At 63.3% G+C, this 25,826-nt stretch carries 22 protein-coding genes; 7 read left to right on the top strand and 15 right to left on the bottom strand.

Annotation, left to right across the window (positions count from 1 at the left end):
• Positions 1-144: 144 nt before the first annotated feature.
• Positions 145-1,173: a LacI family DNA-binding transcriptional regulator gene (locus ACTHQS_RS14480; RefSeq protein WP_440170196.1), complete on the bottom strand. Its 1,029-nt coding sequence runs from the start codon at positions 1,171-1,173 to the stop codon at positions 145-147.
• 167 nt (positions 1,174-1,340) lie between these two features.
• Between ACTHQS_RS14480 and ACTHQS_RS14475 the strand changes: the two genes are divergently transcribed.
• Together ACTHQS_RS14475 and ACTHQS_RS14470 are read left to right on the top strand one after the other, a co-directional pair.
• Positions 1,341-2,276 carry a dihydrodipicolinate synthase family protein gene (locus ACTHQS_RS14475; protein WP_440170193.1) on the top strand — a complete coding sequence of 312 codons (936 nt, stop codon included), beginning with the start codon at positions 1,341-1,343 and terminating at the stop codon, positions 2,274-2,276.
• 119 nt (positions 2,277-2,395) lie between these two features.
• Positions 2,396-3,793: an MFS transporter gene (locus ACTHQS_RS14470; RefSeq protein ID WP_440170191.1), complete on the top strand. Its 1,398-nt coding sequence runs from the start codon at positions 2,396-2,398 to the stop codon at positions 3,791-3,793.
• A gap of 240 nt (positions 3,794-4,033) precedes the next feature.
• Here the strand turns inward: ACTHQS_RS14470 and ACTHQS_RS14465 are convergent, their stop codons facing one another.
• From ACTHQS_RS14465 to ACTHQS_RS14435, 7 genes are all read right to left on the bottom strand, one after another.
• Positions 4,034-4,324 carry a hypothetical protein gene (locus ACTHQS_RS14465; RefSeq protein WP_440170188.1) on the bottom strand — a complete coding sequence of 97 codons (291 nt, stop codon included), beginning with the start codon at positions 4,322-4,324 and terminating at the stop codon, positions 4,034-4,036.
• 224 nt (positions 4,325-4,548) lie between these two features.
• Positions 4,549-5,931 (bottom strand): MFS transporter, encoded by a 1,383-nt coding sequence (locus ACTHQS_RS14460; protein WP_440170185.1) that lies wholly within the window; start codon positions 5,929-5,931, stop codon positions 4,549-4,551.
• 163 nt (positions 5,932-6,094) lie between these two features.
• Positions 6,095-6,229 (bottom strand): hypothetical protein, encoded by a 135-nt coding sequence (locus ACTHQS_RS14455; RefSeq protein WP_440170183.1) that lies wholly within the window; start codon positions 6,227-6,229, stop codon positions 6,095-6,097.
• A gap of 389 nt (positions 6,230-6,618) precedes the next feature.
• The gene (locus tag ACTHQS_RS14450; protein WP_440170180.1) at positions 6,619-7,572 is read right to left on the bottom strand and encodes a TAXI family TRAP transporter solute-binding subunit; all 954 of its coding nucleotides are present in this window, start codon (positions 7,570-7,572) and stop codon (positions 6,619-6,621) included.
• Complete coding sequence (locus ACTHQS_RS14445; protein WP_440170178.1) at positions 7,569-9,038, bottom strand: sensor histidine kinase; 1,470 nt, start codon at positions 9,036-9,038, stop codon at positions 7,569-7,571. The genes ACTHQS_RS14450 and ACTHQS_RS14445 overlap by 4 nt, the downstream gene beginning before the upstream one ends.
• A 3-nt stretch (positions 9,039-9,041) precedes the next feature.
• Positions 9,042-9,701, bottom strand: a complete 660-nt coding sequence (locus ACTHQS_RS14440; RefSeq protein ID WP_440170175.1) for a response regulator transcription factor — start codon at positions 9,699-9,701, stop codon at positions 9,042-9,044.
• 83 nt (positions 9,702-9,784) lie between these two features.
• Positions 9,785-13,045 carry a 2-oxoglutarate dehydrogenase E1 component gene (locus ACTHQS_RS14435; RefSeq protein WP_440170173.1) on the bottom strand — a complete coding sequence of 1,087 codons (3,261 nt, stop codon included), beginning with the start codon at positions 13,043-13,045 and terminating at the stop codon, positions 9,785-9,787.
• A 217-nt stretch (positions 13,046-13,262) separates the two neighbouring features.
• Between ACTHQS_RS14435 and ACTHQS_RS14430 the strand changes: the two genes are divergently transcribed.
• The gene (locus ACTHQS_RS14430; RefSeq protein ID WP_440170171.1) at positions 13,263-14,186 is read left to right on the top strand and encodes a LysR family transcriptional regulator; all 924 of its coding nucleotides are present in this window, start codon (positions 13,263-13,265) and stop codon (positions 14,184-14,186) included.
• A 53-nt stretch (positions 14,187-14,239) separates the two neighbouring features.
• On the opposite strand, the gene ACTHQS_RS14425 is transcribed toward ACTHQS_RS14430, so the two are convergent.
• From ACTHQS_RS14425 to ACTHQS_RS14410, 4 genes are all read right to left on the bottom strand, one after another.
• Entirely contained in the window at positions 14,240-14,938 is a 699-nt protein-coding gene (locus tag ACTHQS_RS14425; protein ID WP_440170169.1) for a GntR family transcriptional regulator, read from the bottom strand.
• A gap of 141 nt (positions 14,939-15,079) precedes the next feature.
• Positions 15,080-16,216: a CaiB/BaiF CoA transferase family protein gene (locus tag ACTHQS_RS14420; protein WP_440170167.1), complete on the bottom strand. Its 1,137-nt coding sequence runs from the start codon at positions 16,214-16,216 to the stop codon at positions 15,080-15,082.
• The gene (locus ACTHQS_RS14415) at positions 16,217-17,092 is read right to left on the bottom strand and encodes an HpcH/HpaI aldolase/citrate lyase family protein (protein WP_440170165.1); all 876 of its coding nucleotides are present in this window, start codon (positions 17,090-17,092) and stop codon (positions 16,217-16,219) included. It lies immediately after the preceding gene.
• Positions 17,089-17,655, bottom strand: coding sequence for a MaoC family dehydratase (locus ACTHQS_RS14410; RefSeq protein WP_440170163.1), 567 nt, complete (start codon positions 17,653-17,655; stop codon positions 17,089-17,091). The genes ACTHQS_RS14415 and ACTHQS_RS14410 overlap by 4 nt, the downstream gene beginning before the upstream one ends.
• A gap of 185 nt (positions 17,656-17,840) precedes the next feature.
• Here ACTHQS_RS14410 and ACTHQS_RS14405 point away from each other — a divergent pair, with 185 nt between their 5' ends.
• Positions 17,841-19,016, top strand: a complete 1,176-nt coding sequence (locus tag ACTHQS_RS14405) for an acyl-CoA dehydrogenase family protein (RefSeq protein WP_440170160.1) — start codon at positions 17,841-17,843, stop codon at positions 19,014-19,016.
• Positions 19,017-19,489: 473 nt separating this feature from the next.
• Here ACTHQS_RS14405 and ACTHQS_RS14400 read toward each other — a convergent pair whose 3' ends face one another.
• On the bottom strand, positions 19,490-20,005 hold the full coding sequence (locus tag ACTHQS_RS14400; RefSeq protein ID WP_440170158.1) for an Lrp/AsnC family transcriptional regulator: 516 nt from the start codon (positions 20,003-20,005) through the stop codon (positions 19,490-19,492).
• 30 nt (positions 20,006-20,035) lie between these two features.
• Between ACTHQS_RS14400 and ACTHQS_RS14395 the strand changes: the two genes are divergently transcribed.
• The 3 genes from ACTHQS_RS14395 to ACTHQS_RS14385 all read left to right on the top strand — a co-directional run bounded on the left by ACTHQS_RS14395 (position 20,036) and on the right by ACTHQS_RS14385 (position 23,157).
• Positions 20,036-20,374 carry an EamA family transporter gene (locus ACTHQS_RS14395; protein WP_440170155.1) on the top strand — a complete coding sequence of 113 codons (339 nt, stop codon included), beginning with the start codon at positions 20,036-20,038 and terminating at the stop codon, positions 20,372-20,374.
• Positions 20,371-21,300, top strand: coding sequence for a DMT family transporter (locus ACTHQS_RS14390; RefSeq protein ID WP_440170153.1), 930 nt, complete (start codon positions 20,371-20,373; stop codon positions 21,298-21,300). The genes ACTHQS_RS14395 and ACTHQS_RS14390 overlap by 4 nt, the downstream gene beginning before the upstream one ends.
• A 1,209-nt stretch (positions 21,301-22,509) precedes the next feature.
• Complete coding sequence (locus ACTHQS_RS14385) at positions 22,510-23,157, top strand: hypothetical protein (RefSeq protein WP_440170150.1); 648 nt, start codon at positions 22,510-22,512, stop codon at positions 23,155-23,157.
• A gap of 1,413 nt (positions 23,158-24,570) precedes the next feature.
• On the opposite strand, the gene ACTHQS_RS14380 is transcribed toward ACTHQS_RS14385, so the two are convergent.
• Together ACTHQS_RS14380 and ACTHQS_RS14375 are read right to left on the bottom strand one after the other, a co-directional pair.
• A complete protein-coding gene (locus ACTHQS_RS14380) occupies positions 24,571-25,041 on the bottom strand; it encodes an IS3 family transposase (RefSeq protein WP_440170609.1) in 471 nt (156 codons plus the stop codon).
• Between the two features lie 50 nt (positions 25,042-25,091).
• Positions 25,092-25,412, bottom strand: coding sequence for a transposase (locus ACTHQS_RS14375; protein WP_440170607.1), 321 nt, complete (start codon positions 25,410-25,412; stop codon positions 25,092-25,094).
• Positions 25,413-25,826 lie beyond the last annotated feature (414 nt).

Below are 25,826 nucleotides of genomic sequence, written 5' to 3'. Positions count from 1 at the left end.
CAAGCAAGTCAAGACCTGACTGCAGTGTTGTCAGGTTGGGATTTGACTCAACCGGACAATGTCCACGTGGGGTGTCGACCATTTTTGGCAGGTGCGGAATCCCTCCTTGGCGTTGTCGAGGGCCGGGCAGGGCCGTGTATGCCTCTACGCAGGGCTTTGCCGCTTGGGTGTTCCGCTGGATTGGCGCGGGATGAGGGTCGGCATGGACCGCCGGATGAGGGGCTCTGTACCTGGATTGACGATGAGATCGATGGCGGTGGCAGCGATCTGTTCCAGCGGAACGTGAACAGAGCTTAGTGGTGTGGGCAGTCTTGCTGAAAGCGGGGTGTCGTTGTACCCGACCAGTGCCAGATCATTGGGAATGCGGATGCCTTTGCGGTGGGCGGCCGCCATCACGCCCATCGCGATGTTGTCGTTGGCTGCGAAGATCGCTGTCGGACGGGACTGCGGGGTTCCGGCGAGGAGAGTTTCACCGGCGGTGTAGCCGTTTTCGATGCCGTAGCCGGCAGCGATCAACCATTCATCCCGTGGCGGTATGCCTGCTTCATCTAGGGCTTTGCGGGCCCCTGCCAGCCTGGCGGTCCCTGTTGATGTGAAGGCGGGTCCGGTGACGACGGCGATGTCGCGGTGGCCGAGGTCGATGAGGTGGCGCACGGCGAGGTAGCCGCCGACTTCGTCATCGCCCAGCGCGGATGGGCTGACGCCGTCGGTGCGGAGCACCAGCGCGTGCGCGACGCGGCGTTCCCGCAGGAGGCGGGGGAGTTCGTCATCGAGACGGGCTGTGGCGAGAATCAGCCCGTCGACGTTTCTGTCCAGGAGTGTTTCGGCTGCGCTTCGTTCGTCGTCGGGGTCATCCCCGCTGGTAGCGACCATGGCGAAGTAGCCGCGGGCAGACGCCGCCTTCTCGAGCTCTTCAAACATCAAGGCCATGACCGTGTCGCTCAGGCGGGGGACAAGGACGCCCAGCGTCCGGGTCTCGCCGCGGCGCAGGCTTGAGGCAAAGGAGTTCCGCCGGTACCCGAGCTCCTCGGCGATCTTACGGACGTGTGCCGCGGCCGCGGATCGGGTCGTCGTACGTTCATCCAAGGCACGGCTGGCCGTCGAGATGCTCACGCCACTGGCAGCGGCGACATCCTTCAACGTGACGACACTGCCGACGGCGACCGGTTCCATGGAGATTCTCCTCTTCAGCAAGGGTGTAACAGACACTCTAATTCCTCCCGACTTGCAAACGTTCTCTTGACAGTGAGCTGCGACACGTGCAAACTTGAAAACGTTCCCGCAAACGTTCCCATATTAGCGGGATTACCGATCATTAAAGAAGACAAGAGGTAGCTGTAATGACACTCGATCTCCGCGGACTCAGCCCCGCACCTGTCACCCCGTTCACCGAAGATGGCGCTGTCGACTTCGCTGCGATCCAGCGTCTGGGTTCCTGGCTCGGATCGATTGAGGGCGTGAAGAGCCTTGTCGTTCTGGGGCACGCCGGCGAAGGCACGTTCCTTACCGAAGAGGAGCAGCTGGACGTCATCCGCGCGTTCGTGGCATCGACCGACGGCCGCGTGCCGGTCGTGGCCGGCATCACGAAGGAAGGCAACAAGACCGCAGCCCTCGAGGCTAAAAAGGCCGTCGAAGCCGGCGCGTCAGCCGGTCTCGTTTACCCCTCGCACGGGTGGCTGCGCTTCGGCTACCAGAAGGGCGCGCCGCAGTCGCGCTACCGGGAGATCTACGAAGAGTCCGGACTGCCGCTGATCCTGTTCCAGTACCCTGACAACACCAAGGCGACCTACGACCTCGACACTCAACTGGAGATCGCGGGCCAGGAGGGCGTCTTTGCCACGAAGAACGGTGTCCGGAACATGCGCCGGTGGTACACCGAGATCCCCGCGCTGCGCGCCGCGTACCCCGAACTGCAGGTGCTGTCCTGCCATGACGAGTACCTGCTGCCGACGATGTTCGATGTCGACGGTCTGCTCGTCGGTTACGGCAACATCGCGCCCGAACTGCTCGTCGAACTGATCGAAGCCGGCAAGGCGCAGGACTACCCGCGCGCCCACGCCATTCACGAGCGGCTGCTCCCGGTGACCAAGAGCGTCTACCACCGCGGGTCCCACATGGAGGGCACTGTCGCCTTGAAGTGGGGTCTGGTGAACCGCGGCATTCTTGACCACGCCACAGTGCGCACCCCGCTCCTGCCCCTGCCTGAGGGAGCCGATACAGAGATTGCGGAAGCCTTCGCCGCAGCAAACCTCGGCAAGGTCACCGTCAGCGCCTGATCCCACGGGACCCGGAGGATGGCGGGAGCAATTCCCGCCATCCTCCCCTAGGCTTTTAGCCATCTCCACACTTGGTCAATGAGGACCCCAGCATCGCCGCTGGAGAAGGAGGACTCGCTATGCGCGAGCCGAACAACACCGCAACCATGGCTGGCGGCCCGAATGCCGCCAGGATGAATGCCGAGCTCGTAGCCCGACTTGAACGGCTCCCGCTCACCCGACGCCTGACCCTGATCCGCGTGGTCATCGGATCGGCCACGTTCTTTGACGCTTACACCGTCCTGGCCATCGCCTTCGCGATGCCCCAACTGTCGTCGGAATGGCACCTGAACGCCGGGGAGATCGGCATGATCCTCTCCGCCGGCTACGTCGGCCAGATCTTTGGTTCCCTGTTCTTCGGGCACCTGGCCGAACGAATCGGCCGCCTGCCGGTTCTGCTCTTTACGATCCTTCTCTTCGTCTCCATGGACATCGCTTGCCTGTTCGCCTGGGGCGCCACGTCCATGATTATCTTCCGCTTCATTCAGGGCATCGGCACCGGCGGCGAAGTACCGGTCGCCAGCGCCTACATCAACGAATTCGTCGGCGCGAAAAAGCGCGGCAGGTTCTTCCTGCTCTACGAAGTCATCTTCCCTGTCGGGCTCATGTTCGCCGGCATCGCCGGCTACTTCCTCGTCCCCGTGGTCGGCTGGAAGGCCATGTTCATTGTTGGCATCGTCCCCGCCCTGCTCACCATCCCGATGCGGTGGATCATGCCCGAGTCGCCGCGCTGGCTCGCGTCCACGGGCCGAGTCCAAAAAGCCGACGCCGTCGTCAGCATGCTGGAAAATGAAGCCCTTAAAGCAGGCCACGCCCTTCCCGAGCCCGTCGTGCGCCCCGTGGACCCGAAAGCCACCGCCCGCACCAATTGGCGCGAACTGTTCTCCGGGATCTACAAGAAGCGCACGTTCATGATCTGGATGCTCTGGATCTGCGTCTACATGGTCAACAACGGGCTGATCACCTGGCTCCCGACGCTCTACAAGCAGACGTTCAACCTGCCCCTGCAAACCAGCCTCGCCTACGGATGGGTTACCTCCGCAGTCGGCGTCGTTGCGTCCATCCTCTGCGCACTGCTTATCGACCGCGTCGGCCGCAAACGCTGGTACACATATGCCTTCCTCGCCGCCACCATCCCGCTTATCATCCTCACCGCCCTGGGCGCCGTCTCAGCAACGCAGGTGGTCGTGTTCGCCAGCATCGCCTACGCAATCCTGCAAACCATCTCGTTCTCCCTGTACCTCTACTCCGCAGAGCTTTACCCCACCCGGCTTCGCGCCATCGGCACCGGCTTCGGCAGCGCCTGGCTCCGCGCGGGCTCCGCGATCGGACCCATTCTGGTCGGCTGGATCGTCGACAGCTACGGCATCAGCGTAGTCTTCACCGTCTTCGCAGCCGTCGCCCTCATCGGCGGGCTCATCACCATCTTCTTCGCAATTGAAACCAAAGGCCGGGTCCTCGAAGAACTCTCACCCTAGCCACATAGAACAACCAGAGGGCAGTTGCACGGACTTGAAAAAGTACGTGCAACTGCCCTTTCGCACAGCGACCCTGGCCATCAACGCAGGCTGCGTCAGGCTTGGGTGTACTTCCAGTTGACGCACGTCCGCCCCTTCATGGAAGTGGGACGGAGGCATTGCCGGAGGACGGTTGGGGGATGTTTTACGTCAACCGTTGCCCAGCCGGACGGGTGACGGGCGGCGGGCGTCAAAGGTTTTTTACACACGCTTCGGAGTGCCTGCTCCCAGAATCTCTTTGGTTGTCATCCGGTAGCTAAGTTCGCCGCATAGTTTTTGGGGCGTAACCCAGACTTGATGGCCTTGGCAGGCTTCGAACATCTGCCGTGGTCCGTTATGGTCGGCGGCGATCCAGAGGGCAGAGGAGTCGGGCATGGCATTTTCGACAAACCCGGTTCTGACCACCTGACCGTGGAGTCGGATTTCCACCAAGGCGTTGATCAGGAGGCTCCACTTGACGTGCTTGTGGGGTGTGGCTCGGTTGAGGGTCATGTTCCCTGGCTTTCGCGGTTTTGGGCAGGATCCCGGCGACCCGTTCCGGCCGTGTCGTTCCTGACGGTCATACTGAGTGCCGCTCTCGCCCTGGTGTTGCGTTTCAGCGTCAGAGGGTGGGGGCGGGGTAGGAGGTGCGGAGTTGGCCTTCCATCAGGGCAGCGTACGACGGCGGGAATATTCCCGCCGTCGTACGCTGTCGCTGCTTCTTGAATGGGTGGCGGCTACGACACGGAGTTTCGGGTTGAGGCGGGGGCTGTGGCTTTGTCGGCCTCCCCAGCATGCAGGTCTGCTTCAAGGGTTGAGTTCTTGGCGGGATCTTTGACCATGACGGCAGCGACAAGGGTGAGGGCGATGCAGACTGTGACGTACCAGAAAAAGGCTGACTCGTTTCCGGCCTGCTTTAGGGCCAGGGCGATGGGTTCTGCGGTGCCGCCGAAGGTTGCGGCGACTAGCGCATGGGGAATACCGACGCCCAGGGCGCGGACGCGAGTGGGGAACATCTCGGCCTTGACGACGGCAGCCAACGCGGTGTAACCGGAAACGAAGACTAGACCGGTCATCATGAGGGCGAATGCGCCGAACACGTTGGTCGTGTGCGAAAGAATCGTCATCAGTGGGACGGTCATGATGGTGCCGCCAATGGAAAAGAAGAGCATGACTTTACGTCGTCCGATTCGGTCCGAGAGCGCACCGGCTGCTGGCTGGAGGAACATGAAGACGAAGAGGGCGCAAAAGCTGATCACGGAGGCGTCTTCCTTGCTGATCCCCGAGGTGTTGACCATGTATTTCTGCATATAGGTGGTGAAGACGTAGAACGCCACTGTGCCTCCGAGGGCCAGCGCAAAGACGGCCAGGAGTTGTCGAGGGTACTGCATCAGGGTGCGCAGCGAACCAGCCGGCTTGGTGCTGCTGGAGGACAGTGCGTTCTGCCTGGCCTTTTCGATCTTGTAGTGCTCGGATTCGTCCATGCTTCGGCGGAGGATCATGACGACGAGACCGGCTACTGCTCCGACAATGAATGGGATGCGCCATCCCCACGCTGCCATCTGTTCGCCGTTCAGTACGCTTTGAAGCAGGATCATGACCAGCAGGGCGGAGAGCTGGCCTAGGATGATGCCCACGTATTGGAAGCTTGAGTAGAAGCCGCGCCGCCCCGGAGTGGCAATCTCTGACAGGTATGTTGCGCTGGATCCGTATTCGCCGCCGACGCTGAGGCCCTGTGCGAGCCGCGCGATGACGAGCAGAATCGGGGCAAACATGCCGATGGAAGCGAAGGAAGGCGTGAGGGCAATGGTAAGGGACCCGGCGCTCATTAGCAGGACCGAGGCGGCCAGCGCGTTTCGGCGGCCGAACCTGTCTGCATAAATTCCCAAGATCCATCCGCCCAGCGGCCTCATGAGGAAGCCGACGGCAAAGACGGTAGCCGTTGAGAGCAGTTGTGCCGTTTGGTTTCCGCTGGGAAAGAAAGAGGCCGCGAAGTAGATGCTGAAGGATGCGTAGACAAACCAGTCGTACCATTCGATCAGGTTGCCAAGGCATCCCTTGACCACATTGCTGACGACGCGCGGCTTCGCCGCCGGCGCCGAGGCTTGTTGCATGTTCATTTGAACTCCCTTGTTCTTGGACGATGCCATCGGCGTCTGCTGCCATTGGCATCGTGTTCGGGTCTTGTGCCCCTGGAACTAGTTCAAATGTGTCTCCCATCACCGGTTCAAGAAATGGAAACAGCGAATTCTTAGGACTCCCTTAGGGTTGTTGTGATCCCGCCTACACCCGGGTGAGCCCATGGGCCCGGTCGGGGGCCTCGTCCGACGTTTCGAAAGAAGCCATGCGCTTGTCGAAGTAGGCGGCGAGCAGCTGTCCGGAGTGCATGATGTGCCCTTCCATTTCCTGTCTGGCCATGGCGGCGTCCTTGGATCGGATGGGACTTCTTCTGCTTGAGGAGCAGCTCGCCGTGCCGGGACGCGGCGGCAATTAGTTCGTGGTGGAGGGCCTCAAGTTCGGCGATGTCGCCCTCGGACGCGTTCAGTGTTGCCCATGCGGCCAAGTCACGACCAACGAGTGCCTGGACCCGGAGAATATCGCGGATGTCCTTCCCGCTGTCAGGGGCGCCACCTGGAATCCCTTGGTGGGAACAAGTTCCAGGAACCCTTCCAAGCTGCCGGATATGATGACGGCGCGGATGTAGGAGGATGCCTCATCACTCAGCTGAGGACGAACTCACTTCCGCGCGGTCATGGTTCTGTCTTTCTCTGGTGCGATATATCCAAATTACGTCATCCACGCCGGTGTCATCGGTGATGGCGTCGGTAGGCCGCGGCGGCCCCGGGGTGGAGGCGTACGCCGGATGTGTAGATCAGGGACCTGGTGTCGAGATATTGGACGCCCACCGCGCCCGGCGGCACCAGCTCGGAGGATCTTTCGATCAGGACATCGACTATTCGGCCTACAACATCGTCCAGGAGATCGGCCCGGGCCAGGAGGAGGCTGGCGATGCCGATGGAACCGATCTCCTGCTCGGAACCGTAGAGTCCAACGGGCAGCCTTACCTCCTGGTAGACGGGACCGTATTCGGCTTGCAGGACCTGCAAATAGCCGGACAGATCAATCAGGCGTATGCCTTGGGCGGGTCCCCGCCCACCGCTGGGGTCCACGGCGGGGTGGGGGACGCCGCCGGCAAACAGGGCTGCCTCCACTTCCCCGCCTGCGAGGGCGTCCAGGACTGCCGTCACGGGAACGGCCCGGACTTGTACATCGGCTTCGGTGAGACCGGCGGCCTTCAGCAGCAGCCCGCCTGCCCTGGTGGTCGCGGAGCTTGCGCCTAGGCTGATGGTGCGGCCGCGCAGGTCAGCAAGTGTCCGGACCGGGGAATCGGCCGGGACCGCGAACTGGAGATAGTTCAGGTAGACGCGGCCGACCGCCCGCAGGTTGTCCCGTTCTGTGGCGGCGACGTCTGCTAAAGCAAGGGCCAGGTCCAGCCGCCCTGCCATGATGTCCGGGACATTCTCGACGGAGCCCCCGGTTATGAGCGGGTTCAGGGTGAATCCCGTATTGGCCCGGGCTACGGCGGCGGTCAGTGATTGCCCGAAGTCGAAGAAAAAGCCGCGGTTTTCGGCGGTGCCAAGGCTGTATGCCCGAAAATCCGGCCTGCAGCCGCCGAGCGTGATGCCTGCGGTGACCGCCGCGGCACCGGCGAGTAGTCGCCGTCGGGACAGCGGGGCAGTTCCGTCTGGTCGAGGTGTCATGTCCCCGCCTCCTTGGGCCCGGGGGCTGGGAAAAGCATAACGAATGTCAGGCCGCCACCGGGCGTTTCCCGGATGACCAGCTCGCCGCCGTTGCTCTCCACCAGTGCTTCCACGATGGACAGGCCCAGGCCGGTGCCCGTGGGCCGGTCATCGCCTGTGGGCGTGCCACCCAGTGAAGTGCCGCGGTAGAACCTCCGGGTGATCAGTTGCATTTCGTCGGAAGCTACCCCGGCGCCGTCGTCGGACACCGTGACTACGGTCCGTGGGCTGGATTCAGGGCTGCGGCCTGGACCCATGCCCACCGAGATCCGCACCGTGGTGCCTGGGCCGGCGTACTTGCAGGCGTTGTCGAACAGCACGTCGAGGATCTGTTCCATGTCGCCGGCATCGATCTGGGCTTCCAGCCCGTCGGGGTCGTCGTCCACATGGAAGCCGGTGCCGGATTCCGCGGCCGTGTCGTGCCAGTAGTCCGCCCGTTCGACGGCGACGAGGTACGGCACGCACGTGTTGTCGCCGGCGCCGCCTTTGATCCGCGGAACTTCGGCTACCGACAGAGCCAGCAGGTCATCGAGGATTTCCTCGAGCCGGATGGCCTCGCCCACGGCGCGTTCGTGGCTCTTTTTGCCGTCCTCCATCACGCGGGGACCGAGGGTGTCCAGCCTCAGCTGCAGGGCGGCCAGCGGATTGCGGAGTTGGTGGGCGGTGTCTGCCACGAGCCTGCGCTGGGCGTCCGCGGACGTATGGACCGCGCTGTCCATGGTCTCGAAGGCGGATGAGAGAGCCCGCAACTCAGGCGGCCCGGTCCTGCGTGCCGCTGAGGGGGCATCCGTGGTTCCGCTCCCAAGTGCAACAAAGGGGAGGCTTCGCGTCAGCCGTTGCATCCGTGTGCTGACTTCTTCGAGTGGGCGCAGTACCCATCTGCTCACCGACAGCGCGAGGACGCCGAATCCGACGATGGCGGCGAGTGAGCCTGTTGTGATGATGACCCAGGCCAGCAGGATGTCTTCACGGGCGGATGCGGTGGATGCAGCGATCACCACAGCTCCATTAACCTGCGCACCTGTGCCGATGGGTTTGGCAAAGACTATGGTGCCCGGGCTCCACGGGGTCAGCAGCTCCACCGCGGATGATCGTTCGTTCCGCAGGGCACGGCCGATGGCGGCCGAGACCGCGGGGTCGTCGATGGTTGTTCCCAACGCGCGCGGCGCCGCACCCCTGGTGGAGACCACAGCCAGGGATTCCCCGTACAGGCTGTGGTAGGCGTCGGCTTCTTCAAAGAGGAGCCCGGGATTTCCGTTTCTGGCATAGCCGTCTGCGAGGTCCGCGAAGCGTTGCAGGTCAGCGTCCCTGCTGAGGACGAGTTCGCGGGTCCGCGCGTCTGCCGTGGACAAGGCGAGCGGGAAGGCAAAGCCCGCGACGACGACGGCGCCTAGGATCGCCAGGACCAGGAGGAGACGGCTGCGCAAAAGTTATCCAATCCAGCGGTAGCCGAAGCCCCGGATGGTCTCGATCCGGGCGGGGCGGCCGAGCTTCGCCCTTAGCGCCGTCATGTGGACATCCAGGGACTTTGAAACTGCTACAAAGGCATCGCCCCAGACCTGGTCCATCAACTGCTGCCTGCTGACCGCGGTGCCGGGGTTGTCCACCAGTGCGGCGAGGAGGTCGAATTCCTTGGTGGTCAACGGGACGGGTTTGCCCGCCACGGTAAGTTCGCGGCCCGCAAGGTCAACCGCCAGGTCACCGAACAGGCGGACGGTCGCTGTCGACTCCCGCGCCCTGCTGGCTCGCCGGCGGATTGCCTCGATCCGGGCCAGCAGCTCGGTCATCCGCGCCGGCTTGACCAGGTAGTCGTCGGCTCCGTTCCGCAGGCCCCTGACCACCGACCGTTCGTCGTCGCGGGCGGTGAGGATGATGACCGGGACGGCCGAGACCTGGCGGAGGCTTCGGAGGACCTCGATGCCGTCCATGTCCGGCAGGCCGAGGTCCAGGAGGATCAGGTCGAATTCCAGGTGGCGCGTGAGAACGTCCCCGCCCCGGGACATCCGGTCCGCGGCGATGCGGTGGGACGCCAGGGCATCAAGCAGTGCCCCGGCCACGCCGTCATCATCCTCGACGACTCCTATCCGCATTCCCTTGACTCCTCTCACTGCGCGAAGGCGGTGCAGGCAAGCCTGCACCGCCTTCGCGCCTGTCCGATACTCTAGGCCCCGCGTCAGCTGATGCGGTAGTCGACTTCGCCGGCCCGGGCCGCCGTGGCGAGAAGCCGCTCCTGCCCGGCTTTGTGTGCAGCGGAGTAGCCGTCGGCGGGGGAAGCCGCTTCGGGCCTGCCCACGTAGCCGAGGTTGAACTTGCCCAGGCCCAGCTTCAGGAGTTTGGGAAGGACGTAGGTCCAGGCGCCCATGTTCTCCGGTTCTTCCTGCAGCCAGACGATTTCCTCGAGGCTGGCCGCGGCGGCGACTTCTTGCAGGATTTCCTCCTGCGGAAATGGGTAGAGGCTTTCGAGCCGCAGGAGCCGCACACCGTCGCCGAGGCGGTCCTTGACTTCGACGCCGACCTTCCCGGAGCAGAGCAGCAGCCTGCGGGTGTGCTCGCTGGAGGCCCCGCTGGAGAGGACGGGGTTGAACCGGACCGGTGCGAAGTCGGCCACAGGTGACTTGGCCGACTCTGCCCGGAGGAGGGACTTGGGGGTGAAGATCACGTGCGGCCGCGGGTCATCGGCCGCCGCTGCTCCTACCAGGGCCGCGAAGTACTGGGCCGCTGTTGTGGGGATCATGATGCGGGAGTTGTTCCGTGCGGCAAGCTGGAGGAACCTCTCCAGCCGTGCCGAGGAGTGCTCGGGTCCGGCGCTTTCCCAGCCGTGGGGGAGGAGGATAACCAGCCTGCTGTCGCGGCCCCATTTGTCGCGTCCGGCCATGATGAACTGATCGAACATGACCTGGGCCACGTTGACGAAGTCGCCGAACTGCGCCTCCCAGATCTGCAGTGAATTCGTGTTTGTCCGGCCGTAGCCGTACTCGAATCCAACGGTTGCGACCTCGGTCAGGGGCGTGTTTGCCACGAGGAACGGGGCTTTGTCGAAGGCCAGGCGCTCGGCCTTGTCGCCGGTGGTGGCATCGTGGACAACGATGTGCCGGTGGCTGAAGGTCCCGCGCTCAACGTCCTCGCCCGTCAACCTGATGGGCACGCCCGCCTCGTTGATCAGTTTCAGTGCAAGCAGTTCCGCCTGGCCCCAGTCAACCATGGCGTCCTGGGCCCGGGTGTTCAGCCGCTTGGAGAACTGGCGCATGAGCTTCGGGTGGATCGCGAAGTCATCCCGGTCCTGCTCCGCCAGGTCGAGGACCTGGACGGCCCAGTCGGCCGGTGCGGTTTCCAGGGCAGCCAGCACGGCCGGCCGGGAAGGCAACTCCTGGTTGACGACGGTATTCAGATCGAACGTCCGGGCTTTCTCCAAGGACTCCACCAGCGCAGCGCGCGACGCGGTCTTGGTGGTTTCCACGTAGTCAGACGGGACCAGTCCGGAGGCCTCAAGACGGGAAGCGTAGATTTCGTGCACGGGAGGGTGTTCGTCGATGTCGGCGTAATAGACAGGCTGCGTGTAGCGCGGCTCGTCCGTCTCGTTGTGGCCGTGCCGGCGATAGCCGAGCACGTGGACGATGATGTCCTTGCCGAAGCGTTCGCGGTAGTCGAAGGCGATCTTGGCGGCGACCAGGTTGGCGTCGATGTCGTCGGCGTCGGTGTGGATGACCGGCACATCGAACCCCTTGACGACGTCGGAAGGCCACAATGTGGAGCGGAGCTGGAAGGGGGTGGCCGTGAAGCCGAGGCGGTTGTCCTGGACAATATGGATGCTTCCGCCCACATCGTAAGGCGCCAGGTTCTGCAGGTTCAGGGTCTCGTACACCACGCCTTGGCCGGTGAAGGCGGCGTCGCCGTGGAGGAGGACGGGAAGAACGCGGCGACGGGCCTGCTCCCGGCTTTCCCCATCCGCCACGAGCTGGTCCTGCTTGGCGCGGACCGCGCCGAGGGCGACGGGGGAGACAAATTCCAGGTGGCTGGGGTTCTGCTCGAGCGTGACATTGATGGAGGCGCCGTCGACGTCGTCAAACCTGCCCTTACCGCCAAGGTGCTGCCGTACATCGCCTACCGGCGCATTTTCCGAGGCACGCGCAGTGGGCAGAAACTCCGCCAGGATACGTTCCGCCGGCCACTTCAGGACATGGGCCATGATGCTCAGCCGGCCGCGGTGTGCCATGCCCAGGACGGCGTCCGAATAACCTGCTTCCGCAGCATGGCCGGCCATTTCGGCAAGGGCGAGGACTGTCGCTTCCAGACCCTGGACGGACAGGGTCTTCTGCCCCAGGAACTGGGTCTGCAGATAGGCCTCGAAGACGTCGAGTTCGGTGGCCAGCCGCAGTGCCTGAAGGCGGCGGGAGGAAGCGGGCGACGGTGTCCCGTTCCGCAGGAGCTCGGCGAGCCACTGACGGGATTCCGGGTCCGAGAGGTGGCTGAATTCCACTTCGACACCGTCGGGAAGCCAGGATCCTTCGTCGCGGGCACGCACCGGTTCAAGCCGGGCGACGGCGGTGCTGGCGGAGCTTTCGTACTCGGCCAGCCTGATGTCGTCGTGCTCGGACCCCGGTTGGGCGGGAAGATCCAGCAGGACATCGCCGGCTGGTGTGCCGCGCAGTTCGCCTTCGAGATCAGCGAGGAATTCCGGGGAGCGCAGGAGCTTCTCTACGGTCCCCAGGAAGAGTCCAGAATCCGCGCCCTGGATGGCCCGGTGGTCGTAGGTTGAGGACAGAGTGAGCACGGGATCCACGTGCTGGGTGCGGGCGAGTGTCTCAAGTCCGGCGGGGATGCCGATGGCTCCCGCCGCGACGATGATTCCCGGGCCCGGCGGGAGCAGCGGGACGCCGGTGGTGGACCCGAAGCGGCCGGTGCTTGTCAGGATCAGGGTGGCGCCGCGAAGGTCGGTAACGGCGACCGTCCCGGCCCGGCACGCCTGGGACAGTTCGCCGAGGCGGCTGACAAAGGAAGGGAAGGAAAGGCTGGCGGCGTCACGGATCACTGGGACCATGATTGAGTGGCCGGCGGCTGTCTCAACATCCACGGCCACGCCGAGGTTCACGGTTGCTTCTTCGACCAGGACCAGGTCCTTCTCCGCCGCTTCGATGCGGCGCCGTACGGCGGGAACTGTGCCTTGGGCGGCCCGCGCCATCGCCGTGGCAAGTACGGCGGCGATGGGGACGTTGAAGCCCTCGCCACGCAGCTTTTCCCGCCACTGCATCAGGGCCGACACCTCGAACGTGCGGATGGTTGAGGCCGTGGGGATCGCCAGGCTCGCCTCCATGTTCCGGGCCATCGCGGCGGACCGGCCACGCAGCGGGCGCCGGACGTCGGCGTCTGGCGTGCTGCTGGGTTCTGGCCCGGATTCGGCCGGCTTTCGATCAGGGGTGGTTATGTTGGGCAGCATCTCTATCCTTTGCGCAGTGCAGGTGTGTCAGGTGCCATCAGGATGTTGTCGGGGGGGGCACCAACGGGATTCATTCCATCGTCCGCGTTATGGATCAGAGTCACAAATACCTCTTTGTGATGGAAGGATGTCGTAGGGTGATCGTGAGTCGAGCAGGTCCGTGCCCTAGGAACGGCAGGTAAGCACTGCCCAGGCTCCGGACGGAGGAACCATGGAAATGAGGCAGCTTCAGGCACTGCTGGCGGTGGCAGACACGGGAAGCGTGACACGGGCCGCTGAGCTGCTGCATGTGGTGCAGCCCGCGGTCACCCGCCAAATTCACAACTTGGAGGCCGAACTCGGGGCAGTACTCTTCGATCGGAGCCGCGCAGGGATGAGGGCAACGGACATCGGCGTCCAGGTCATCGAACGTGCACGGCGGGCACTTAGCGAGCTGGACCGCGCCCGGGAGGAGGCGCGCTCCTCCGGTGCGGGCCTCTACGGAATCGTGACCGTGGGCCTTCTGGCCAGCACCGCTGCATTACTCGCTGTTCCCGTGGTTTCCGCCGTTACGGAGCGGCATCCAGGGGTCCGGCTGCGGATAGTGACCGGGTATGGCGGCCACCTCAGCCGCTGGCTTGAGGCCGGGGACGTGGACGTTGCCCTCACCTACAACCAGCCGCCGGCGGCCGCACTTGACGTTAGAACGCTCTTGGATGAGGACCTATGGGCAGTGGCACCCCCAATGGAAGGCCTTCTCGCGGCTGAGGGTGAGGACCTTCGCGACCTGTTGCAGCGGTCCCTTGTGATGCCGAGCCCGCCGCATGGCATCCGCTCGCTCGTGGAAAGCTCCGCGGCGCGAATCGGGCTGGCGCTGGACATAGCAGTGGAAACCAATGATGCAGTGGTTCAGAGACAGCTGGTGCAGGGCGGGCTCGGATGGACGGTCCTGCCGGGCATCATGGTGGCGGCCGAAGCGGCGGGCGGCACCCTCAACGCAGCCCCCATCGTCAACCCGGGGATCCCCCGGAGGATCGTCCTCGCCAGGCCCACGGGATCGAGGTCCACGAGTGCCGTCCGGGTGGTCGCTGACGTCCTGGAAGAAACGGTTCTTAGCCTGATTAGTGCCGGAAAGTGGCCGTCCGCCCGCCGGGTCCAGTAGTCCGGGGGCGGACGTCTGGGAGAAGAGAACGTCACCCGCCAGCTGAACCGTGCCTAGGAAAGAGGCTGGACCTCACGCTGGGCTGCGGCGATGCGGTCGTCGAAGTGGGCGGCCAGCAGCTCACCCGAGTGGACGATGTGCTGGTGCATCGCGGCCCGTGCCGCCTCCGGGTCTTTTGCTTTGATGCTTTGGAGCAGTTCGGCGTGGTCGTCCATCGTGGCTTGGGGCCAGCCGGGGATGGTTGAGTAGAACTGCCGGGGAACGTAGCGGGTAACCAACCCCAGGACCCAGACGGTTTTTCGGGAATCGGCCATCAGGTTGATCTCGCGGTGGAAGGCGTGGTTCTTCTCTTCCAGGAGTTCGTGGTTGTTCCGGGCGGCGGCCGCGCTGAGTTCGTGGTGCAGTGCTTCGAGTTCGGCGACATCCTGTTCGGTGGCGTTGGCGGCGGCCCGGGCGGCCAGTTCCCCGCCGATAAGGGCCTGGACCTGGAAGAGGTCGCGGATGTCCTGCCCGGTCAGTGACGCCACGACGAACCCGTGCCGCGGCACAAGTTCCAGGAAGCCTTCAACCCTGAGGGCCTGGAGCGCCTCGCGTGCCGGCGTGGTGGAAATGCCCAGTTGCTCACCGATCGTCTCGGGGCGGACCAACGTTCCGGGCCGCAGTTCACCGGACATGATGAGGCCCCGGATATGGGCCGTTGCCTTCTCGCTCAGTTGCGGGCGTGCGCTGCTGCGGGGGCTGCGGCTGGTCATGGTCTGCGGACTCTTTCTGATCAATTTCCCCACCTAACATACGGCATCAGCCACGGCAGGCCCGGGGTTACCGGTCTGCCGTGGCTAATGCGTAACCCGGGAAACTCAGATGGTGGTTCCGGGGCGTAGCCAGCCCTGTGCTCAGAGCCCCAGTTCGGCCAGGATCTTGTCCGTGTGTTCGCCGATCTCCGGCACCGGATCCATCCTGACGTCGGTTTCCCGGGACGTAACCGGCGGGAGCAGGCTGCGCAGCGGGCCCACTGGGGAGCCAACATCGCGCCAGCGGTTGCGTTCTGCCAGCTGCGGGTGCGCGGAGAACTCGTGCATGTCCCGCAATTGGGCGTTGGCAACGCCCGCGGCGTCCAGCCGGGACAGGACCTCGGCCACCGGCAGCGTCCCGAGGACTGCGTTTATGGCTTCGTGCAGCGCCGGACGGTTGTCCACACGCAGCGCGTTGCCGGCGAAGCGTGCGTCCTGCGCAAGTTGCGGCTGCTGCAGTACATCAGTGCAAAACTTGGCCCATTCGCGCTCGTTCTGGATGCCGAAGAACACGGTGCCGTCGGCAGCGCCGAACGGTCCGTAGGGGGCAATGCTGGCATGCTGCGCACCGCTGCGGACGGGTGGGGCCCCGCCGTATTCCGCGTAGAAGTAGGGCTGGGCCATCCATTCGCCCAGCGCTTCGAGCATGGAGATCTCCAGGACGTCGCCGCGGCCTGTGGTGGCCCGCTGCAGCAGTGAGGTCAGGATGCCGGAGTAGGCGTACATGCCCGCCGAGACGTCGGCGATGGACACGCCCACCTTGGCGGGGGAGTCCGGGGTGCCGGTGACGCTGAGCAGGCCGGTCTCGCACTGGACCAGCAGGTCGTAGGCCTTTTTCTGTTCATAGGAACCGCCGCGGCCGTAACCGGAGATGGAAGTGTGGATCAGGCGCGGGTTCAGGGCCAGAGCCTCGTCCGGGCCCAGTCCCAGGCGTTCGATGGCACCTGGGGCGAGGTTTTGGACCAGCACGTCAGCGGTGGACACGAGCTTGCGGAGCACCGCCATGCCTTCGTCGGACTTCAGGTCTAGGACGATGCTTTCTTTGGACCGGTTCAGCCAGACAAAGTAGCTGGCCATGCCGTGGACCTTGGTGTCGTAGCCGCGGGCGAAGTCACCGGTGTCCCGTTCCACCTTGATCACCCGGGCACCGAGGTCGGCGAGTTGGCGGGTGGCGAACGGGGCGGCGACGGCCTGTTCCAGGGAGATGACGGTGATGCCTGCCAAGGGGAGGGTGCCCATTTACTGCTCCTTCCCTGCACGCTGCAGGATGCGTTTGGCCCGCTCGGTGACCGGACGGTCAATCATCTGGCCATCCACTTGGGCCGCGCCGCCTTCGGCGCCAATGACGGACAGTGCCCACTCCACGTCTGCTTCCGTGGGTGCGAATGCCCCATGAACGGGAGCCAGCTGGGTTGGGTGGATGCAGAGCTTGCCGCCGAAACCGAAGTTCCGGGCCAGCCGGGCTGACGCCGTCACACGGATGGTGTCCTTGATGTCTGTGGAAGGTGAATCCAGTGGCGCCGCGATGCCGGCGGCCCGCGAGGCGAGGACCAGCTGGGCGCGGGCATGGTCAAGAAAGCGGTCTCCGCCGTCGGCGTCGATGTCCAGGGCGAAGTCGATGGCGCCGAATGCCAGCCGCGTCACGCCCGGCACGCGTGCCAGTTCAACGGCGTTCACCACGCCGAGGGCGGATTCGACCAGCGGGACCAGGGCAAGGTGGTTTGGCATGTCCGAGCGCAGCTGGCGCAGGGCGGCGGGGTCTTCCGCCTTTGGCACCACGATGCCGAGCAGACCCGAGCCCGGCATGCGGGAAGCCGAAAGCAGCAAGGTGATGTCGGCGTCGTAATGGTCGGAACCCTGCGGGTTCACCCGCACTAGCGCACGCACTCCTGCACCCCCGTCCGACGGTGCCACCGCCTCCACCGCCGCAGTCAACGCAGCGGACTTGGCGCCGGGCGCGACCGCGTCCTCCAGATCGATGATTACGACGCCGGCGCCCGCGGCGGCTGCCTTGGCGAACCGTTCGGGGCGGTCACCGGGAACGAACAATGCGGTGACTGCCGAGGCGACGGTTTCGGCGCCGGAAATGGTGAGGCTTCCTGCCGGCGCCGTCACTGGAAGTCCCCGATCGAGGGCAACGTGGACTCATCCGGGCGGGCGGATTCGACGCCCGGAAGGTAACCGTGCCGATACACCATGAACGTCCGACGGTAGCTAATCACGATCTTGCTGTCCTGGTTGAAACCCTCGGTGGCCACGGTAACCAGGCCGAGGTTGGGCCGGGACTTGGATTCCCGGGTGGAGAGGACCTTGGACCGGGAGTAGATGGTGTCGCCTTCATAGACGGGGTTCGGCATGCGGACCTCGTCCCAGCCCATGTTCGCGAAGACGTTCATGGAGAGGTCGATGGTGGACTGGCCGGTGACCAGCGCGAGCGTGAAGGTGGAGTTGACCAGCGGCAGCCCGAATTCGGTGGCCTTGGCGAAATTGCGGTCCACGTGGGTCTTGGCCACGTTCTGCGTCATGAGCGTGAAGGACTGGTTGTCCGCCTCCGTCACGGTCTTACCGAACGGATGGTAGTAGATGTCCCCGGGGGAGAAGTCTTCAAACAGGCGCCCCGTCCAGCCCTCTACTACGCGGCCTTCGGTAGTTGCAGCCTGTGTTGCTTCGTTGGTCATCGTTGATCTCCTTGAGCCAATATATTGTGATCCGTGACCAGTTTCGCGGCTTGTTGCCTGCAATGTCAAGGTTTTATATCCCCCACGGGCACGCAAGGCAAGTCTTGCCAATTCCCAATATATTGGCGTATCGTCATGTCCCAGCAGTGACAGAAGGTCGCCGTCAGCCATTCAAAGGAGAACCGATGCATACCCTCACCGCCGGACTGGACCAGCTGCGCGAGCAGACCCGCCTCCTGTGCGCAGGCTTCCCGGACGAGTACTGGCGCGAAACGGACCGCAACCGCCGTTACCCGCAGGAGTTTGTGGACACGCTCACCGAGGCCGGCCTGCTCTCGGCTCTGATCCCTACCGAGTACGGCGGCCTGGGCCTTGGCCTGACCGAGGCGTCCGTCATCATGGAGGAAATCAACAAGTCCGGCGGCCATTCAGCGGCATGCCACGCGCAGATGTACACCATGGGTGCCCTGCTCAGGCACGGCAACGCGGCTCAGAAGAGCGAGTATCTGCCCCAGATCGCTACCGGCTCGCTGCGGCTGCAGGCCTTCTCCATCACCGAGGACAAGGCTGGCTCGGATACCACCAGCATCGAAACAGCCGCAGTACGCGACGGCGATGACTTCATCATCACCGGCCACAAGAGCTGGACCAGCCGCATCGAGGAATCCGACCTCCTCTTTGTCCTGGCCCGCACCTCCGAAAAGCCCGAAGGCAAGGGCACCGACAAGACCCACGGCCTGACCCTGTTCCTGGTGGACCTGCGCCAGGTCCGGGCCGAACAGCCGGAATCGCTCGAGGTGGTCAAAGTCCGCACCATGTTCAACTACGCCACCAACCAGATCCACTACCACGGCATGCGCGTCCCGGCATCTGCCGTCATCGGTGAGGTGGGCAAGGGCTTCCGCTATGTCATCGACGGCTGGAACGCCGAGCGCATCCTGCTGGCCTCCGAAGCGATCGGCGACGGCTACTGGTTCACGACGCGGGGAGTAGAGTACGCCAACAGCCGCGAGGTGTTCGGTCGTAAGATCGGCAGCAACCAGGGCGTGCAGTTCCCCATCACCGATGCCTACATGAAGGTCCGCGCCGCCGACATGATGCGCTACGAGGCCGCCCGGCTCTTTGACGCTGGCGAACCCTGCGGCGCAGAGGCCAACATGGCCAAACACCTCGCCTCCGAAGCCAGCTGGGCCGCCGCCAACGCCTGCCTTGACACCCACGGCGGCTACGGCTTTGTGGACGAGTACGACGTCGAACGCAAGTTCCGCGAGACCCGCATGTTCCAGGTGGCCCCGGTCAACAACAACCTGATCAAGAGCTTCGTGGCCACCAAGGTCCTGGGCCTGCCCCGCTCCTACTAGCCACGCGGTGTTGCTGCCAGATCCACTGCAACGGCTGCGGTTGAGTGTCAAGGCTCGTTGGGGAAGAACTGTGCGACTGACTACTTGATGAGCGCTCTACTCGTGGCAGAGGCCCTCGATTATGCTGGTCTGGAGTGCTCCCATGCTCCTGCGGCGGCCAATACCCTCAATCTGATAGGCATTGTCTTCTGCTCCGCTGCTGGCTGACGGAGCTCTCATCCGGAGGTAACAGAGGGCCTTTCAGTTCCTCTCCGGGGCTTTTCAAAGAGCTGATATCCAGCCTTCCGTCATCCTGCCCAAGCCTGGATACGTGCCCCTGCTACCCGGACCTACTGTCACATAGAGCGGTCCATGGCTGGGGTCAATTCGGGTTATCCACGGCTGGAAATCGGGAGCCGTTTGGGTAGCTCCCTAGCAGCAGTAGCGGTGGATAACCTGCGGAGAATTGTCCCGGGGTTGTGGGCGGCGGCAACCTACTTCGGCGTTCCGACTCCTGGAGGTCCGTCGCTGGGCCTGTTGTCCTGGCTCCCTGGCTTCCTGGCCCCCGGCTGAACAACCGGAGCCCAGCGCTTGGGCGACGAGAAGATAAAAGATGTCGCAGAGCTGCCCTTATCGTGGAGCGAGTCGATGAAAGGTTCCAAGTCGCGGATGGTCTCCGCGACCACACGCAAGATGTGATCGTCCTGGCCCGCCACCCGATGATCCTCAAGTACATACGGGTCGGCTATAGCTTGGGTTGCAATTCCGTAGGATTGCAGCTTGCCGGTACTTTCAATGTGAATGAAAGCTTCAACCGCGTATCCAGCAGCAAGGGGATCGACACGGGCACTGTAGCCAGTTATCACCCCGTGCCGCTCAAGACGTCGCACTCGGCTAGCAACTGCAGGGGCAGTCAAACCTACGTGCCGCCCGAGCTCTCGGTATCCGAGACGGGCATCTTCCTGCAGCAGCCGCAACAATTCCCAATCAACACCATCCAGAGCCACCATGGATTAAATTTTAGGCTGTCAGCTTTCCAAATGGATACTGTTTTACTCTCGAACTTTACGAGTTGCCTTCCCACGACCTTTGCATTCTTCCTACACTGGATGCCATGTTGGAACAATCTCTCTTGGCGACCGGCCACGTGTAGCGTGAAAGCAAGCGCGTGGTGTCTGTTTGCCCTGGTTTCACTCCTCTGGGGAGTGCCTTATCTCTTCATCGAGATTGCACCGAGGGACGTCGAACCTCTCTGGATCGCTGCCGCACGTGTAGTCATAGCGGCTCTCGTCATGGCGCCATTCCTGCTGCATCGACAGCGTTGGGCTGCCATCCTGCGCGAGTATGTGTGTGGCGAAGCCGAGGGGGTCGCCATATGAACTCCTCGCAGCGCTACGACACGCGCGCGTGGCTGCTATTCGCCGCGATGGCAGTGCTGTGGGGCACCCCCTATCTCTTCATCAGCGTCGCCGTCGAGTCGTACTCTCCAGCTGCGGTGGTGGCAGGCCGCACTCTGCTCGGCGCCGTGCTCCTCTTGCCGTTCGCCATCCGGCAGAAGGCACTGCGACCCGCGTTCGCGAAGATCGGCTGGGTGCTGCTGTTCGGCGCCATCGAGATGGCCGGGCCCTTCCTGCTCCTCGGTCATGCCGAGCAAACACTGCCGTCGGGGCTCACGGGCCTGCTCGTCGCGACGGTCCCGCTGTTTGCGGCGATCATCGCGTTCGGCGGCGGTGACCGGTCGGCCCTCAGCCCGGGGCGCAGCATCGGACTCTTCGTCGGCTTCGTCGGCGTGTTCGTGATGGTCGCCGGGCCGGGCCTCGCAGTCGAAGGGGGGAATGGTCTCATCGCCGTCGGCGAAGTCCTGCTGGTCGCGCTGATGTACGCGATCGCGCCGTTCGTGATCGCGACCAAGCTGCGCGACGTGCCCCCGCTCGGCTCCATCACCCTCGCGCTCCTCGCGGTAGGGATCTTCTACACGCCGATCGCGTTCCTGACGCAGCACCAGGTGCCGACCCTCGAGGGCACGCTAGCGCTCATCGCACTGGCCGTCCTGTGCACGGCGCTGGCGTTTATCACCTTCTTTGCGCTGATCGCGCGGGTGGGCCCGGTGCGGGCGCCGCTGTTCACGTATGTCAACCCCGTCGTTGCCATCGTGCTGGGCACTCTCATTCTTGGCGAGCCGCTGACGGTCGGCCTGCTGATCGGTTTCCCGCTGATGATGGCCGGATGCTGGCTCGCCGCCACGCGCGGCACCCTACGAGCCCGCAAGGTCACGGCCGACCTACCGCCGATTGTCCGGAGCTGAACCAGCCGTGCCTACGCCCGTTCCCGCATATTTTCAAGAGCCGATAATTGTGGTTCCGTCAATTAGCCACTGAGACCTGGTCTCATGGCGTGACACCGTGAACGGCCGTGTTTGGCGTTCCGGCCTTGCAATCCTGATATCGCTCTGGTCGTTGAGGTAGTTCGTCGTTCTGGTAGGGGAGCAGTAGCTGGTGGAGGGGCGGGAGTGCAACTTGGGGGACCCGCGTCAGAGTTCGGAAACTTTGTCCGGCTGAAGGAGCAGTCACGTCGCGGGGAAGTTTCCCGTTCCCGGGGCCGGCGCGAAAGCGCCCTGGTTGCACTGAGGACCCGCCCAGCTATCATCGCGCCGTCCAGAATGACTACACTGCCGTCCGAGTTGAATCGTTGGTCGGCTACCGTTTTCGAAGCTACGGGGCGGTGGTGATCGGCGGGCATGAGTTCGCCCAGAAGACGCCCAGCCGAGTTCGAGAAATTGGGCCCCAGCGGAGGGGTGTGGACAATGTCCGCACTTTTCGTAGCGGAGTGCCTCGTACCGCCGGAGAACTGCTTCGGATTCCGTATGTTTTCGCGGGTTCTCAGTGTTTGCAACGGCTGGAAGACGGTTCGAGTCCCACCTCGGGCACAGTGTTTCCGCAGGTCAGAGGCTTTTTCAGTTTTTAGTGTTGACAAAGCTTGACATTTTCGACGTGCTGGTATCGCGCGAAGCGTCGATGAGCAACCTTTAACCGTGAAGAACTCAATGTGGACTGAACTCTGGACGCCCTCCAGGGCCTGGAAGTCCCGCTGCGCATCCCGGGGCGGGGGGCTTTCGAGCGTTCCGTAAACACCTTTAGATAGTAGAGGCGTCAACCAAAGGCGTGGCGACAAATCGGAGCGCCGTTCAAAGTGCGGGGTCTTTTATGGCTTCAACAATTCCGTCCAAAGCCCGCTTTTCTCTGCGGGGCGACCAGCAGGTGCCGCTCGATGGTGTCATCCAGCCGCTCCCACGGCACCGCCTGAGTCGGCGCCTCGTTCCAGTTAGGCGGGGCGGGGTGCAACTCCTTGGCCTCAAATCGCTCAGAAGGTCTTCGGCGACCTTGGACATCACGCATGTGGCGCACATGCGCCCATTCTGCCCGATTCGCCGTGGAAAAAATTAGGGGTACCCAATCTCTCCGGCATAGGGTGCGTGTCGTTGACCGCCCGGAAGGCTCAGCGGATACTCCCGGCTATGGACGTCCAGCAAAACGTGCCGGCCGAGAATGACAGCAGCCACAAAGTTACCTGGTCAAACTTCTGGAAGCGGCCGGAGGTAGTTGTCCCGATCCTGGTGGGAGGGGCCCTCTCAGTTTGGGGCGTTACGGCCGCGCAGGTTCCCAAGGACCCGGTCGCCGAGTGCCATAGACAGTATCCTGATGCGAAGGGGATACCGGTCCGGAAGGGAGAGAACCGGAACCCCTCGACATATGTGGTGGAGGGCTGCAGACAACCCGGACTTGCAGGCGTAGGTGACGACGCGCTGTGGAGAGCCGACCTTACCATCTATGGGATTCCTGATACCGCTCTGGCGGACGCGTTTACACGGGTGGAGGTGTATGACAGCAAGTGTCCCGCTCTTGGCATTAACTACAAGTACGACCATATGGGGACGGTCTCGCAGTATCGGATCGTTGTCCAGAACCAGCAAACAGTGTCAGGAAACCTGGAGGACCCGAAGAGCATCTACAGCGTAGGAACCATCCCTCCCGCGAACGTTCCGCAGGAAGTAAGGGACATGGCTGGCAGCAGGTTGCTGGTGCTGAACAACGACAGGAACGAGCTGGAGTCTGTAAGCTGCGAGGATTTCACGGCGGCAGCCAAGCGGCCGCCGCTGGGCTAACCTGCCTGCGGGCCCTTCAGGCTGTTTCGCCCAAGCTCTATGTCCGGTTGTAGTCAGCCGCTCAGGTCTGCTGCTTCAACGTTTGGAGGAATTTCCCTTTGGCGCTTGGGCACTAAGCTTCGACCCGCTGTGGGCAGCCATTCCTCAGCTTCACCGATGGCCCACTTTGCCTTCAGCGGGGCAACAGGTACGCGCACAATTGGTATGCGCCGTTACGGATGGACCTTCTTCCGAAGTCATGAGGTCGGTGCAGGCCTCGAGCGGGTTCGATACTGGTGAAATAAGGGGTGTTGACAATGTCAACGCTTCTTGCCCATTACTGGGGAGTAGCCGGACCGGACTGCTCCGGACTCCGCATGTTTTCGCGTTCTCGCTTATGGGCGCCCTTGGGAGGCGGTCTTAGGCGTGCCCGCGAGAGTCGCGGCCCCGAGGTTTGTCCTGCCAAAGAGGGGGGTGGACAGTGTCCACACTTACGTCTGCTTTATTGGAGGGCCGTGAGGTGTCAGCGATGGCGGGTTCCACAGCCTTGATTCCGTAGTCCTGCGGCGCCCGCACGTAAGGCGGGGGACTGTCAGCGCTCACTGCTTTCGCGACCGTGTTCCTGGAGATCTCCAACCTCAAAGCTATCGATCTCATCGACTCACCCGCGGTCAGATGCAATGGCCCGACAAGCGCCCAATCTTCCGCTGTGATCACCCACCCAATCGTTCGGAACGGGTGGCTCAGTTTCCAAGCCCTCACAATGGCTCACTGGTCGAGCGTCATTGACATGAGGACTGAGTCCGATGTCGGGTTGGGCCGCAAACCTTTCGATCACGGTGCCTGGAAAGTGGTTCTTGAAGCACAAGGTGTCTGCGACTTGGGTTGATTTGCGGTGATGAATGACGGTGCTTCGGGGACCCTCCATGTCACCTTCAGATGCCCTCCGAGCGGGTGTAAGAGGCAGTCAGGCCAGCTCTCGCCTGCTGCCCGGCTGCCTCGAAACGCTAGGGCTGTGAGACAGGTTGGCAGTCAGTAGTTGTCTTCCTGCCACCCTGTGCTGGTCATGATTTTTGTGGAGATCGAGCGGGGTATTACTGCGTGCTCCGTCCCGAGCCACATCATTATTCGGTCGTGATGCTCACAGGCAATCCCGCTTGCACCGTCCGCTAGTAACGCCCACCAAGGACCGGGACTCCGTCGACGTTCAGGCTGTGAGGGGTGCCTTTCACCAAACCGATCCATCTGATGGTCTGTGCAAGCCCTGAGAGCTGCCGTGTCCTGGCAAACTCGGTCAACTCGTTCGTAAGGACTGTGAGGAGAAATGCGGCGTGGTGGGGGTCGGGGCGATCAGGCTTGAACGTAGCCAAGCATTCGGGTGCGTCGGCGCCGGTGCCCGGTCCTGAAGCGATGGCAAAGCGTGCGATGACCGTTTCACCGCCCGTTGCTCGAGGCACGGGCGTGGATATGCCGCCGGGATCGAGTCCTTTTGTGTCCGTGTGGACTGCAAACGGGCCGAATGCCGCGAGTTCCGCCCAGATACGATCGCGCAGAGAGGAGTGCGACGTCGGTGGCCCACTTGGTGTGTTTGACGGCGGCCTCGAACTTGCGGTTCAACACGTTCTCAGCCGTCTTACCGACCTCGCCGCGGAAGGAGTTGTATCTGCGCCGGCGACGGACCGGGCTTTGCAATCCGAGCCCGCGCATGAGCTTCAGCACGGTCTTCTTCGACACTGTCCATCCCTGTCGTAGGAGCATGGCTAGGACACGTCGATGCCCGTAAGCGCTTCGCGCCTGCGTGAAGACCTCACGAATGGCTTCTTTGAGTTCCGCCTGCCGATCCGGCCGGGTGAGCCGGTTGCGGTGGTCGTAGAAAGTGGACCGGGGAATCTTTGCCAGATGCAACAGCAGCTGCAACCGGTGGTGGGCCTTGAGGTCATTGATCGCTTGAACTTTCAGCGTCGTTCCTGTGCCCTCAAGGCCCGCAATTTTCCCAGGTACGCCACCTCCGCACGCAACCGCTCGTTCTCCCTTCGGAGTTGCTCGACCTCGCTCTCGGGAACTGGATTCTCGCGACTGACCGGTGGCCGGCCCCGTCTCTTCGGGCGTAAGCCGTCTTCACCCTCGCGCCGGTAAATTCTCGTCCAGTTCGTGACGGTGCCGGGAGAGGGAAGGTCGTACTCCTTCGCCAGGACGCGTCCGGACACGCCCTGAAGATGACGTCGAACGATCAAGAGCTTGGTTTCGATGTCGTACTGCCTACGGTCTCTTGTCATCAGCGCACCCGATCCCCTTACCTGCCATCGTTGATACAACATTTGGACAGGGTTAGGTGCTAAATCAAGAGTCAGCGCGACGGACTTCGCAGTCAGCCCTTGCTCGAACAACTCGATAGCCGACACTGCATCGGAGTGACACAACGTGCTTCTCAAGTACATCTGACTACTCCTGGAAGAAGGATCCTAAATTGGGTGTCCAACTTCCGGGGACCACTCCACTAGGCCGTTGAAGTTCTCGTTAGCTCCGCGTTGCCAAGGGCTGGATCGTTCAGCGAAGTAGATCCGTAGTGTCGGTGACGGTCGAAAACTGAGCCATTGTGACGGTTGAAAACGTAGCCACCTGTTCCAAACGATTGGGTGGGTGATCACAGTGGAGGATTGGGCGCTTATTCGGCGGTTGCATCTTGCCGA

Origin of the sequence: Arthrobacter sp. SAFR-044 (assembly GCF_051965175.1) — a bacterium.
Taxonomy (GTDB): domain Bacteria; phylum Actinomycetota; class Actinomycetes; order Actinomycetales; family Micrococcaceae; genus Arthrobacter.
Note: the sequence above shows the minus strand (reverse complement) of the source record. Positions and strands in the feature narration are given on the sequence as shown.

Coding starts and splice junctions, on each gene's coding strand:
- ACTHQS_RS14480 (WP_440170196.1), bottom strand. CDS start 1,173: ATGGAACCGGTCGCCGTCGGCAGTGTCGTCACGTTGAAGGATGTCGCC.
- ACTHQS_RS14475 (WP_440170193.1), top strand. CDS start 1,341: ATGACACTCGATCTCCGCGGACTCAGCCCCGCACCTGTCACCCCGTTC.
- ACTHQS_RS14470 (WP_440170191.1), top strand. CDS start 2,396: ATGCGCGAGCCGAACAACACCGCAACCATGGCTGGCGGCCCGAATGCC.
- ACTHQS_RS14465 (WP_440170188.1), bottom strand. CDS start 4,324: ATGACCCTCAACCGAGCCACACCCCACAAGCACGTCAAGTGGAGCCTC.
- ACTHQS_RS14460 (WP_440170185.1), bottom strand. CDS start 5,931: ATGAACATGCAACAAGCCTCGGCGCCGGCGGCGAAGCCGCGCGTCGTC.
- ACTHQS_RS14455 (WP_440170183.1), bottom strand. CDS start 6,229: ATGGCCAGACAGGAAATGGAAGGGCACATCATGCACTCCGGACAGCTG.
- ACTHQS_RS14450 (WP_440170180.1), bottom strand. CDS start 7,572: ATGACACCTCGACCAGACGGAACTGCCCCGCTGTCCCGACGGCGACTA.
- ACTHQS_RS14440 (WP_440170175.1), bottom strand. CDS start 9,701: ATGCGGATAGGAGTCGTCGAGGATGATGACGGCGTGGCCGGGGCACTG.
- ACTHQS_RS14435 (WP_440170173.1), bottom strand. CDS start 13,045: ATGCTGCCCAACATAACCACCCCTGATCGAAAGCCGGCCGAATCCGGG.
- ACTHQS_RS14430 (WP_440170171.1), top strand. CDS start 13,263: ATGAGGCAGCTTCAGGCACTGCTGGCGGTGGCAGACACGGGAAGCGTG.
- ACTHQS_RS14425 (WP_440170169.1), bottom strand. CDS start 14,938: ATGACCAGCCGCAGCCCCCGCAGCAGCGCACGCCCGCAACTGAGCGAG.
- ACTHQS_RS14420 (WP_440170167.1), bottom strand. CDS start 16,216: ATGGGCACCCTCCCCTTGGCAGGCATCACCGTCATCTCCCTGGAACAG.
- ACTHQS_RS14410 (WP_440170163.1), bottom strand. CDS start 17,655: ATGACCAACGAAGCAACACAGGCTGCAACTACCGAAGGCCGCGTAGTA.
- ACTHQS_RS14405 (WP_440170160.1), top strand. CDS start 17,841: ATGCATACCCTCACCGCCGGACTGGACCAGCTGCGCGAGCAGACCCGC.
- ACTHQS_RS14400 (WP_440170158.1), bottom strand. CDS start 20,005: ATGGTGGCTCTGGATGGTGTTGATTGGGAATTGTTGCGGCTGCTGCAG.
- ACTHQS_RS14395 (WP_440170155.1), top strand. CDS start 20,036: ATGGATACTGTTTTACTCTCGAACTTTACGAGTTGCCTTCCCACGACC.
- ACTHQS_RS14390 (WP_440170153.1), top strand. CDS start 20,371: ATGAACTCCTCGCAGCGCTACGACACGCGCGCGTGGCTGCTATTCGCC.
- ACTHQS_RS14385 (WP_440170150.1), top strand. CDS start 22,510: ATGGACGTCCAGCAAAACGTGCCGGCCGAGAATGACAGCAGCCACAAA.
- ACTHQS_RS14375 (WP_440170607.1), bottom strand. CDS start 25,412: ATGACAAGAGACCGTAGGCAGTACGACATCGAAACCAAGCTCTTGATC.